At 50.7% G+C, this 11,454-nt stretch carries 15 protein-coding genes and 1 tRNA gene; 4 read left to right on the top strand and 12 right to left on the bottom strand.

Going from position 1 to position 11,454, the window contains the following annotated elements:
* Positions 1–537 precede the first annotated feature (537 nt).
* From ABJU74_RS04875 to hisB, 11 genes are all read right to left on the bottom strand, one after another.
* Positions 538–613, bottom strand: a tRNA-Phe gene (locus ABJU74_RS04875).
* Positions 614–712: 99 nt separating this feature from the next.
* Positions 713–898, bottom strand: coding sequence for a DNA gyrase inhibitor YacG (gene yacG, locus ABJU74_RS04870; protein ID WP_348385150.1), 186 nt, complete (start codon positions 896–898; stop codon positions 713–715).
* A gap of 20 nt (positions 899–918) precedes the next feature.
* Positions 919–2,352 carry a sodium-dependent transporter gene (locus tag ABJU74_RS04865; RefSeq protein WP_348385149.1) on the bottom strand — a complete coding sequence of 478 codons (1,434 nt, stop codon included), beginning with the start codon at positions 2,350–2,352 and terminating at the stop codon, positions 919–921.
* A gap of 54 nt (positions 2,353–2,406) precedes the next feature.
* The gene (locus tag ABJU74_RS04860) at positions 2,407–2,787 is read right to left on the bottom strand and encodes a histidine triad nucleotide-binding protein (protein WP_348385148.1); all 381 of its coding nucleotides are present in this window, start codon (positions 2,785–2,787) and stop codon (positions 2,407–2,409) included.
* A 3-nt stretch (positions 2,788–2,790) separates the two neighbouring features.
* Positions 2,791–3,108: a phosphoribosyl-ATP diphosphatase gene (locus ABJU74_RS04855; protein WP_348385147.1), complete on the bottom strand. Its 318-nt coding sequence runs from the start codon at positions 3,106–3,108 to the stop codon at positions 2,791–2,793.
* Positions 3,109–3,261: 153 nt separating this feature from the next.
* Positions 3,262–3,555, bottom strand: coding sequence for a hypothetical protein (locus ABJU74_RS04850; protein WP_348385146.1), 294 nt, complete (start codon positions 3,553–3,555; stop codon positions 3,262–3,264).
* A 133-nt stretch (positions 3,556–3,688) separates the two neighbouring features.
* Positions 3,689–4,504, bottom strand: a complete 816-nt coding sequence (locus ABJU74_RS04845) for a PEP-CTERM sorting domain-containing protein (RefSeq protein WP_348385158.1) — start codon at positions 4,502–4,504, stop codon at positions 3,689–3,691.
* Positions 4,505–4,690: 186 nt separating this feature from the next.
* Complete coding sequence (gene hisF / locus ABJU74_RS04840; protein WP_348385145.1) at positions 4,691–5,458, bottom strand: imidazole glycerol phosphate synthase subunit HisF; 768 nt, start codon at positions 5,456–5,458, stop codon at positions 4,691–4,693.
* Entirely contained in the window at positions 5,459–6,184 is a 726-nt protein-coding gene (hisA, locus tag ABJU74_RS04835; protein ID WP_348385144.1) for a 1-(5-phosphoribosyl)-5-[(5-phosphoribosylamino)methylideneamino]imidazole-4-carboxamide isomerase, read from the bottom strand. It lies immediately after the preceding gene.
* On the bottom strand, positions 6,181–6,801 hold the full coding sequence (gene hisH, locus ABJU74_RS04830) for an imidazole glycerol phosphate synthase subunit HisH (protein WP_348385143.1): 621 nt from the start codon (positions 6,799–6,801) through the stop codon (positions 6,181–6,183). The genes hisA and hisH overlap by 4 nt, the downstream gene beginning before the upstream one ends.
* Positions 6,794–7,387, bottom strand: a complete 594-nt coding sequence (hisB, locus tag ABJU74_RS04825) for an imidazoleglycerol-phosphate dehydratase HisB (RefSeq protein WP_348385142.1) — start codon at positions 7,385–7,387, stop codon at positions 6,794–6,796. The genes hisH and hisB overlap by 8 nt, the downstream gene beginning before the upstream one ends.
* Before the next feature lie 126 nt (positions 7,388–7,513).
* On the opposite strand from hisB, the gene ABJU74_RS04820 reads away from it, so the two are divergent.
* Genes ABJU74_RS04820 through ABJU74_RS04805 form a run of 4 tightly spaced genes read left to right on the top strand, consistent with a single transcriptional unit; the run spans position 7,514 to position 10,602 of the window.
* The gene (locus ABJU74_RS04820; RefSeq protein WP_348385141.1) at positions 7,514–7,999 is read left to right on the top strand and encodes a ClpXP protease specificity-enhancing factor SspB; all 486 of its coding nucleotides are present in this window, start codon (positions 7,514–7,516) and stop codon (positions 7,997–7,999) included.
* 7 nt (positions 8,000–8,006) lie between these two features.
* On the top strand, positions 8,007–9,389 hold the full coding sequence (fumC, locus tag ABJU74_RS04815) for a class II fumarate hydratase (protein WP_348385140.1): 1,383 nt from the start codon (positions 8,007–8,009) through the stop codon (positions 9,387–9,389).
* A gap of 49 nt (positions 9,390–9,438) precedes the next feature.
* On the top strand, positions 9,439–10,320 hold the full coding sequence (locus tag ABJU74_RS04810) for a mechanosensitive ion channel (RefSeq protein WP_348385139.1): 882 nt from the start codon (positions 9,439–9,441) through the stop codon (positions 10,318–10,320).
* Positions 10,321–10,323: 3 nt separating this feature from the next.
* A complete protein-coding gene (locus ABJU74_RS04805) occupies positions 10,324–10,602 on the top strand; it encodes a hypothetical protein (protein ID WP_348385138.1) in 279 nt (92 codons plus the stop codon).
* A 99-nt stretch (positions 10,603–10,701) separates the two neighbouring features.
* On the opposite strand, the gene ABJU74_RS04800 is transcribed toward ABJU74_RS04805, so the two are convergent.
* Entirely contained in the window at positions 10,702–11,223 is a 522-nt protein-coding gene (locus ABJU74_RS04800; protein ID WP_348385137.1) for an FxDxF family PEP-CTERM protein, read from the bottom strand.
* Positions 11,224–11,454 lie beyond the last annotated feature (231 nt).

The raw sequence follows: 11,454 nt of genomic DNA, 5'->3' as shown, positions 1-11,454 counted from the left end.
ATTGCTTGCGGGTTGCTCGGCGGATATCCTTCACCACCCGATCAGCGGGGGCTTTAGAATTTTTCTGTTTTGGTCTCATCTTCGTTCCTTACGTCACTACGATGATACCAAAACACTCACATCCTACATAATCTCAATCTGGCTATCGATCGCTGACGCGGAACAGGCATCTACAACAACTTACGCGCCTCAGTTATTTGGCTCCCGATATCATCACCGCTATTATTGATGGAACTCAGCCGGTTGATCTAACGGGCCGGAAGGTATTGCGCATAGGAAGCATGCCTCTTTGCTGGACTGCCCAACGCGCTATGCTTGGGTTCCAATAGACCCCAAAACCACGTAATTCTAAAAGTGCATCTGGTGCCAGCGTTTCGGCCTATCGAGACAAATGATCATTTCAACCACGTATCGCCGCAGACAAATGATCTCTCGTCATCAGTCGTAAGGGCTTAAGCCAGTTAACCCACGGAAATATACGGATTAAGTTAGCACAATTCGCTGAAACTTGGAGACACCGAAAACTAAGGAAAAAAGTGGTGCCCGAAGGCGGATTCGAACCACCGACACAGCGATTTTCAGTCGCTTGCTCTACCAACTGAGCTATTCGGGCAACAAGCAGGAACGTCGTTCCCGCCAGATTAGAAGCGCCGCTATAGGCGGGGCTTGCATGGCTTGTCTAGCCTAAAAATAGCTGTTTTGTTGCTATCGCTTACGACTCTCCATCACGTCCAGAATCTCCTGCGAAATGATCGGCCAATTCATCCGGGGAAACTGCTGGTCCAGGAACTTTATACCCCTCTCCAAGCCATTGCAGCAAATCCCGGTCTTTGCATCCAGCGCTACAAAATGGCGTGAATTTCGGGTCTTTCGCTTTCTGGCAAATAGGACAGGTCATGGCTTGCGGATTGCGCGCGATCAACCTTGCCCGATCAAGTTAGGGAAAACAGCGAATACAAAGATCATCGCAACCGCCAACGGAGCCAGCCATGCTATCAGAAAACGCCACAGGCCGAACATGGTGCCTTCCAGCCCGGTTTCCTCTTCAACCAGTTTTTTATCCGCTCGCCAACCGATAAAAACCGCTGTCAAAAAGGCGGTAACAGGCAGCAATATTTTAGAGACAAGATCATCAATTGTATCGAAGATATTCTTTCCTTCGAACAGCGGGATAAAGCCCAGCGGGCTGATGCCGCTCCAAATGTTAAGCGATAACGCGCAGGCAACTCCGATGAGAAAGATCACCCCGCCGACCAACCAAGCTGCAAAGCCACGAGTCCATCCAAACCGGCGCATTGCCCAGGCGACAACTCCTTCTAGCAGGGAAATAGAACTGGTCAGCGCGGCAAAAAAGATCAGCACGAAAAACAGCAAACCAACCAGTGAGCCGGCTGGCATGTTGTGAAAGGCAATCGGCAAGGATTGGAAAACCAATGTCGGTCCTTGGGCGACATCGAGGCCGACGGCAAAAACGATTGGGAAAATCATCAGACCCGCCAACAAGGCCACGCCTGTATCGGCAAAAGCAATCATTCCCGCTGTCGGCGCCAATTTTGTTTCGCGCGAGACATATCCGCCATAAGTTATCAGGGCGGCGGAAGCGACACTCATGGAAAACAAGGCCTGCCCTAGTGCATCATTCACTACCGCTGGCGACAATTTAGAAAAATCAGGAGTGAACAAAAAGACCACCGCTTTGGCAAATTCACCGGTAAAGGCACCATAAAGCGTAATGAGTACGAGCAGCACGAAAAAAGTGGGCATCAAATAGGTAGCCGCTTTTTCAATTCCGTCTGTGACCCCGCGCGCAACAATCCAGATCGTGATGATCATGAACAAGCTATGCATGCCCAAAAGCAGCGGAACATTTGCGAATAAATCGGCCATCCGGCCAGGGATGCTATCCGGGTTTTCGCTCGCTAAAGCGCCAGCGAACGGATTGCCGGAGAATATTGCACCCAAGAAATCGGCACTCATCACACCAACATAATAAAGCACCCAGCCCGCTACGACGCTGTAAAAGGTCAAAATGAGAAAGGCATTTAATATGCCGATACCGCCGAATATTCCCCAATTTTTGCTGACTTTGGAATCTTCCGCAACTTTAACGACACTATGATAGGCATCGCTGCGACCATGCCGGCCGATTAAGACTTCAGACAATACCATGGGCAAGCCGATCAAGATGATACAGCCAATATAGACCAACACAAATGCTCCGCCGCCATTTTCGCCAGCCAATGTTGGGAAGCGCCAAATATTTCCGAGGCCAACCGCGGCCCCGACTGCGGCCAATATAAAAGCGGTGCGCGACGACCAACCTTCGGTGGTTGGTGCTGCTGGTCCTGCCATAATGATACTCCCCTCAATACAATCCTGCCGTCTCAGCGGCCCGTTAGCCCTTACCTAGCCTCTCACCAACATGGGGCCAAGTGGTTTTCCAGCAAATATATGAACGTGAAGATGCGGTACTTCCTGGTGCCCATCCTGACCAATATTGACGAGCAATCGATAACCGGGCACAACCCATCCAGCTTCTCGAGCGACATGTCCAACCGCTCTTGTAAATCCTGCAATTTCAGCATCGCTGGCGGTAGCGGAGAAATCATCCCAGCTAACATATTTGCCTTTCGGTATCACCAAAACGTGATGGGGAGCCTGAGGATTTATGTCATGAAAGGCCAATGCATATTCATCTTCATAGACTGTTTTATTGGGAATTTCGCCTCGCAGAATCTTGGCAAAAATATTGTTGTCATCATAGGCTTGAGTCGCATCAACAGCCATAGTTCAATCCTTTCGGGCGGCTTTTTCAGATATTCCGGACAAACCTTCCCGGCGTTGCAGTTCCGCTAATATTTCATCAATGGTCAGGTTCATATCATCCAGCAATACAAGTAAGTGAAACAGGACGTCCGCGGCCTCACCGGTCATTGCTGCCCGATCATCCTGGACAGCGGCAATTACCGCTTCAACAGCCTCTTCTCCCAGTTTTTCAGCCATTTTGGCCCGCCCCTTGGAACGCAATTGGGCGACATAACTATCGTTTGGATCAGCGTCACGGCGGTCGCGGATCGTTTCTTCCAGTTTTTGCAAGATATCGGTCATAGAAGCTCGTTTGCGCGAGCAAGGGGACAGGCGTCAAGCCTTTGCAAGGATCAAGGTCTATTTATCCAGAAGAAAGGGCCGTCTAATCCCCCGATGACGGCCCTTTCATGACACGACAAGATCTACGATCTGCGCGTCAATCCCGAAAAATTCTCACAATTTGTTCTTCTTTTTTCGTGCAACCAACCGTCCGGCAACCAATCCAGCAACACCTAATGCGAGCATGATGACATTGGATGGTTCAGGAATCGAAGTTACCTGCGCAACAAGATTTGGCGCCGGGGTCCCGGCAACGACTGGCGAAACTCTCTTCACGTTAGACTCATGCTTTCCAACTTCCGCGATGGCAGCGGTTTTGCCTTGAACGGACTCTAGTTGGGCTTCTTCTATGGCCATAGCGGCCGTCAAACTGGTTAGAAACAAGCTTAACAACAGCGTTTTTTTCATGAGCATCGTCATATTATTATACTTTAACTCGCATGAAAATCTGTCCCAAAATGAAACAAGTTGGCCAGACTTCCCATTGCAAGGCTGGCTGGCCCGCCTTCTTGAAAGAAGTCCGTTCGATCAAGATCAGGTTCTAAACTTCCGCTTGGTTGGATTTGCGCCGACGCATGATGCGCCGCGCTGCCAATCCACCGGCTCCGAGACCGAACAGAACCAAAACACCCGGCTCCGGCACAGGTGTTCCACCCGTTGAACCCGTCGATCCACCGGTCGAGCCACCAAAGCTCGAAGAGCTGCTCGATGAGCTACTGCTGGAGCTACTGGAGCTACTGGAGCTACTGGAACCCCCAAAGCTCGATGACCCGCCAGTGGAAGTGGAAACACCTCCGGTAGAAGTGGACACGCCGCCAGTGGACGTCGACACACCACCGGTTGAGGTGGATACACCGCCCGTTGAAGTTGAGACACCTCCGGTTGACGAAGAAATCGAGCCAGATGAAGTCGAAGTTGAACCGCCAGTTGATGTGCTCGAAAAACCGCCAGACGACGTGGAGGTCGATCCCCCGTTACCGCCGGAACTGGTGATGCCACCGGTTGATGTCGAGGTTGATCCGCCGGTAACGACACCTCCGCCAGTTGAGGTCGAGGTCGACCCACCGCTGGTGGAAGACCCACCCGAAGAGGTGGAAGAAGACCCCCCGCTGCTGGTGGAGCTCACACCACTCGATCCACCGCTCGTGCTGCCAAAGCTCGAAGAGCCACCTTTGCTGCCCGACGATCCACCGCTGCTAGAGGATCCAAAGCCACCACTGCTCGAAAAACCACCGCTGCTTGAAGAGCCGCCTTTGCCGCCTTGTGATGTCGTGTTCGATTGCGTGGGATAAATGGCGTGCGCGGGCACGGCCGATATTGCCAAAACCGAAATGGTTCCGATCGCAAGTTTTCGCATATTGCTCATATAACCCCTCATTTGCCCTTTGGGCCTTTTCTAATTTTACTGCAGTCCGTTCCTGCAACTCGATCAATTAGTTTATAAAAGGTTAATCGGAAATCGAGGTTAAAATTCTGTAAAATTAAATGGTTAACGGCCTATATTTTGAAACTGTCTCAGTTTGGATCAATTTCAGACAATATGTTAACTATGTTGCCTAGCTGGCAATCCGGCATCACGCAGCGCTGCATGTGCTTCGGCAATGGTATGATGCCCAAAGTGAAAAATCGAAGCGGCCAGAACCGCATTGGCACCGCCTTGCGTTACCCCTTCTATCAAATGATCTAGGTTACCGACACCGCCACTTGCGACAACGGGAATGGACACGGCCTGAGAAATGGCCTGGGTCAAAGCGAGATCATAACCATCGCGCGTTCCATCACGGTCCATTGACGTGACCAGCAGCTCTCCCGCTCCCAATTTCGCCATGCGCTCAGCATGATCCAATGCATCTATTCCGGTCGCGGTACGCCCGCCGTGGGTAAATATTTCCCACCGCCCCTCAGCGACTTGGCGTGCATCAATAGACGCAACCATACATTGACTACCAAATCGTCCAGCAATTTCGCTGACCACTTCCGGCCGCGCCACAGCAGCACTGTTCACTGCCACTTTATCAGCGCCCGCCATGAGCAGCGCTCGGGCATCATCGGCAGTTCGTACGCCGCCTCCAACCGTTACGGGCATGAAACAGACTTCGGCCGTGCGCCGAACAACATCAATTATCGTATCGCGCTTTTCGTGACTGGCTCCGATATCAAGAAAACACAGCTCATCTGCGCCGGCCTGATCATAAGCGCGCGCCTGTTCTACCGGATCTCCGGCATCTTGCAGATCAACAAAATTGACGCCCTTTACAACACGGCCATCAGCGACATCCAAACAGGGTATCACGCGAATTCGAACCGCCATCTAACGCCTCGCCATTGCGATAGCCGTAGCGAGATCCAAGCGCCCATCATAAAGCGCGCGGCCCGTAATCACACCTTCAATTCCATCTTGGGTAAATTGGCTCAACATGTGGACATCATCCAATCCTTTTACACCGCCGCTGGCGATTACGGGGATATCCACGGCACGAGCCAGATCGACTGTAGCGTCAATATTACATCCGGTGAGCATGCCGTCGCGGCCAACATCGGTGAACAATAAAGAAGCAACACCAGCATCTTCGAAACGCCGCGCCATATCGGTCACACTTACTTGGGATACATCAGCCCATCCCTCGGTAGCGACCATACCATCGCGCGCATCCACAGCGACTACTATTCCGCCTTCATATTCTTTAGCCATGTCTTTGACGAAATCCGGATCCTTGAGCGCTGCCGTTCCGATAACAAGTCGAGCAATTCCCAAAGCGAACCATCGTTCTACCGTTTCCCGATTTCGAATCCCGCCGCCCAGTTGCACATAGCCGGAGAAACCGGAGATAATGGCTTCAACAGCTTCAGCATTGCGAGGGGAACCGGCAAAGGCTCCATCCAGATCGACGACATGAATATGTTCGGCGCCTGCTTCCGCAAACAGACCCGCTTGTTCTGCTGGATTGTCCCCATATACTGTTGCGCGATCCATATCGCCTTCAGCAAGACGGACCACTTCTCCAGATTTAAGATCAATGGCAGGGAATACGATCATGGTTTCCACTCCAAAAAGCGTTGCAGGAAAGCCAAGCCATAAGATTGGCTCTTCTCAGGATGAAATTGCACACCGATAATATTCTCATGGCCGATCGCCGCCACCAAGGCCTGGCCATGGTGACTGGTTGCTAGAATATCCTCTGGATCCGTGGCGTTGAAATGATAGCCATGAAGATAATAAGCCTCTCCCGATGAGAGCAATGGATGATCTATCGATGGCGTGACATCATTCCATCCCATATGCGGTATCTTGATATCCGGAGATGGTGCTTCAATTGCGCGAACCGTTCCACCGATCCAACCCAATCCCTTGTGCGTTCCAAATTCAATGCCTTTGTCGGCGAGCAACTGCATGCCTACACAAATACCAAGAAAGGGAACGGATTCCTGCCGTACGCGCAATTCTAACGCCGCAATCATTCCGTCAATCGCTGCCAGCGCTGAACGACAGGCCCCGAATGCACCAACGCCTGGCAATATTATCCTATCTGCTTGAGCAACGATTTGGGGATCAGCAGTAACTTGCACACCCTTTGCTCCCGCAGCGATAAGTGCATTATGCACACTATGCAAATTCCCGGCGCCGAAATCTATAAGCGCGATGGATTCAGCCACCAAGCTGGCCCTTTGTTGACGGGATAGCATCACCCTTACGGGGATCACGCTCCACGGCTTGTCGCATAGCGCGGGCAAAACCCTTGAAAATGCTTTCCGCGATATGATGATTATTTTCACCATAAAGAAGTTCAATATGCAGGGTTATTCCAGCCGCGTCGGCTACGCTATGGAACCAATGTTTGAACAATTCTGTGTCCATTTCACCCAGTCTTTCCTGAGAGAAAGCCGCGCTCCAAACCAGCCAAGGGCGGCCCGAGATATCAAGAGCCACGCGGCTCAAAGTCTCGTCCATTGGCGAATAAGCCGTGCCGTAGCGAACAATTCCTGCCTTGTCCCCCAGCGCGTCCCGGATCGCTTGACCGACGGCAATGGCGCTATCCTCAGTGGTATGATGTTGATCAACATGCAGATCGCCTTTGATTTTCAATTTCAGGTCAATCAAGGAATGGCGTGAAAATTGCTCGATCATATGATCGAGAAAACCAATACCTGTGGCTACTTCATAATGCCCGGTTCCATCGAGATTTAATTCGACGAAAATCTCGGTTTCCTTGGTGTTTCGCTCTATTGTCGCTGTTCTCATAGGCCAAGCCTATAATGGCTGAATTTGATCAAGCAAGAATTTCACTACAAAATCAGAAATATCACAGTCGGTGAAAATTGTGCGAATGCCCTTGACCCTGCCCCGCGTTCGCGCCACCAAGTGCATATGAACGATAGTGCCCCGGACAGCCTGATTCCTTATGATGAAATCGTGCAAGAAGCATTGCGCGCGGTAGTGGGCCGGGTATTGGGCGAAGTGGAAGCCCATGGCCTTCCGGGCGAGCATCATTTCTATATCACATTCAAGACGCGAGCGCCGGGTGTTGATATTCCTGACCATCTCATCGAAAAATTTCCCGATGAAATGACCATCGTTCTACAAAATCGCTATTGGGATTTGTCCGTGAACGAAGATCGTTTTCATGTTGGTCTGAGTTTCAATCAGATTAGTTCAATGCTCCATATTCCATTTGCCGCCATTACGTCTTTTGTTGATCCCGCTGTGGATTTTGCATTGCAATTTCAAGTGGATGAAATTGAAGGCGATCTGGAGCCGCACGAACCGGCGCAAAATGACGGTGATCAAGAAAAAGTCGAAACGGTCGATGATGGATCCAACGTGGTAACGGTGGACTTCGGCAAGAAAAAATGACCGGCTAATGGCCGGCACCCGCACAGAAACCGACAGTATCGGTCCTATTGAAGTGCCCCAGGATGCTTATTGGGGTGCTCAAACCCAACGGAGCATTGAAAATTTTCCCTTTGCGCGGCATGAACGGATGCCGATCCGGCTCATTCATGCTTTGGCCGCGGTGAAACAGGCCGCGGCACGGGTTAATGGAATCCATGGATTGGATCCGGAAATTGCCGGTGCCATTGCCAAAGCGGCCGAGCAAGTGCGTGCCGGAGCATTTGACACCCAGTTTCCATTGACCATTTGGCAAACCGGATCGGGCACACAATCCAATATGAACGTCAACGAGGTCATCGCCGGTATTGCGAATGAAAGTCTAACCGGAACGCGCGGGGGCAAACATCCTGTCCATCCCAATGACCATGTCAATCGCAGTCAATCATCCAATGATAGCTTCCCGACCGCTATGCATGTGGCTGCTGCACGGGCATTGGAAGTGGAGTTATTTCCCGCACTCGAGCAGCTCCACGACGCGCTTGCCGAAAAAGCTCAGCAATGGAAGAAAGTCGTCAAGATCGGACGCACCCATTTGCAAGATGCGACGCCATTGACGCTCGGACAGGAATTTTCCGGCTATGCGGCACAGCTGCTGGTTGCGAGAGATCGGATCGAGGCAGTTCTGCCTCGACTTTATCAACTCGCTCAAGGCGGAACAGCCGTGGGCACAGGCCTCAACGCCCCGCCCAATTTCGGCAAACATATGGCCCGCGAGATTGCGAAGATTACCGGATTGAAGTTCACAACCGCGCCCAACAAATTTGCCGAGATTGCAGCGCATGACACGATGGTCGAGCTATCGGGCGGTTTGAATACCCTGGCAGTATCGCTAACCAAAATTGCCAATGACATTCGGTTGCTCGGTTCAGGGCCCCGCTCCGGCCTTGGGGAACTTAACCTGCCCAGCAATGAACCCGGTAGCTCTATCATGCCAGGTAAAGTCAATCCGACGCAATGCGAAATGCTGACCATGGTGGCCGCACAGGTCATTGGTAACCATCAAGCGGTTACGGTTGGCGGCATGCAAGGCCATTTGGAGTTGAATGTCTTCAAACCATTGATTGCCGCAAATGTGCTGCGTTCGATCGAAATTATTTCGATCGGCATGTCAAGTTTTGCGCTCCGGGGAGTTGATGGCCTCAGCGCCAATATGGACCGCATCGGACAACTGGTCGATAATTCTTTGATGCTCGTCACGGCTCTGGCTCCCGTCATCGGCTATGACCAAGCGACGCAAATTGCCAAACATGCGCATCAGTCCGGTCTCAGCTTACGAGCAGCTGCGCTGGAATTGGGGTTAATTGATGAAGCAACCTTTGATTTGCATGTTAAACCAGAAAATATGATATAGATTTTAGCGATATAGCTTGGTTTCAAACGGAAAGCCGGATGAGGATCTAATGGATAGCTCAATCGATGAATCACTCAACGCGTTCGACATTCTAGTCCGCCAATTGTTGAGCATGTGGGAACAGGCAATATCCTTGTTACCCAGCTTGTTCATTGCCGGGTTTGTGCTCGTTATCACCTGGATCATTGCGCGCTTTGCTACACGGATCGCTGACCGGCTAACCGACAAGACCAATATGCGCGCATCTCTGCAAGAGCTGGTCGAAACATTGGTCAGGCTGGGCATTTGGATTGTCGGTCTCATGGCGACGTTCACGATCCTATTGCCTGGACTAACGCCATCCAGTCTGATCGCTGGCCTCGGCTTTGGCGCCGTTGCCATCGGCTTCGCCTTTCAAGACATATTTGAAAATTTCATGGCAGGCATTTTGATCATGATCCGCGAGAAAATGCGCATCGGGGACTATATCGAATGCGAAGGCGTGGAAGGTATTGTTGAGAGCATTGCCTTGCGGGAAACCCATGTGCGGCGAAACAATATGGAATTGACGATAATTCCCAATTCAATCTTGTTCAAAAACCCTGTGAAAATCCTTACGGATCAAAAAAAGCGGCGCCATGAAATTATAGCAGGTGTTGCCTATGATACAGATCTCGATATCGCTCGGGAAGTCATCTTAAAAGCGGTAGCGTCGGCAGATCAAGTGAACAAAGCCGAGCGCATTGATGTTTTTGCTTGTGAATTTAATGCCAGTTCCATTGATTTTAAAATTCGCTGGTGGTCCGGCTCGAAACCGCGTGCGATGCATGAAAGCCGGGACAATGTCATTCGCGCAATCAAACGCGCTCTGGATGATGCGGGTATCGAAATTCCCTTTCCTTATGTTACACATACTTTCAAGGAACCCATGCCATTGGCGCAAAAGGAATAGAATATGTCATTAATTCGCAACGTTGCTACCGCCCTTGTTGGGAACGAGGCGCGCAAACGCGGAAGAGGCAATGGTTTGCTAGGATTTGGCGTTGGTATGATCGCAGCAAGAATTGCTACACGATCATTACCGGGCGCCTTGCTCGTCGGTGGAGCAATGGTTGCCAAGGCCTTATATGACCGGTCGCAAGAAGAGAATGACGATATTCCCGCAGCGGATCAGGTTATCGATATTCAAGGCACTCCGGCTCCATCGGAACCGGTTAAAGAAAATAGCCAGTGAAGAATATTGGCAATTAGCGCTTAGCCCCTCTTATCGACAGACACAAAAAACCCCGCCTGATTGCACAGACGAGGCTTAATGATAAATTTGGTTGGTTGGTTAAGCGTAGCTAACTTTTACGTTCGCTTTACGCTGACGACGCATTGCACCGCCAATGGCACCAAAGCCAAAAATCATAAATGCCCATGTTGCTGGCTCGGGAACCGCGGCAACTTCAAATGCCAATGTTCCGGAGTAAGAACCGTTGCCGCCGGATGTACCGGAAATTAGCAAAGTTTGGATACCGCCAGAAACAATCGCGTTTTGAATGGTTTGAAATTCAATCATACCAGCTTGAACAATGTCAAAATCTACACCGTTCAACGTGACAGTTGTGAAATCAACGTTCGAAGCAGGATCGCCCGATGCAATAGAAGAAAGCGTTGCTGAGAAAAGGCCGGCATCGACCCCGACATCAATCAGAAACGTGTCAGAAAACGTGCCCGAGGTCACATCGTCATTGCCGAAGACGCCATCCGAGCCGTCAAAAGTCAAAAACGTCGCCGCATTTGCTGCGCTAGGAACACCCAAGGCCAAAACTGAAGCCATGGAAATTGCGCGGATACCAGTAGACAAATTCATCAAAAACATCCTTACTAAACGAATCGAAACGATCCATTGGAAACTCAATTGACTGGGATATAACGCAAAAACGGTAAACCCCATAGTAATTATTTACGAAATTATGAACAGTTCGTCCCAATTTGGGAACGCGAATGGGTTGGACACCAGATTGTCAGCAGAATTCCGGCCTTTTTTAGTCAATTTACAGATTGGCACGAATCAAGAGAATCTTGGTAAACTAGTACGGAT

Origin of the sequence: Parasphingorhabdus sp. (assembly GCF_039982415.1) — a bacterium.
In the GTDB taxonomy this organism is placed as follows: domain Bacteria; phylum Pseudomonadota; class Alphaproteobacteria; order Sphingomonadales; family Sphingomonadaceae; genus Parasphingorhabdus.
This window is presented reverse-complemented; position numbering and strand designations above follow the sequence as displayed.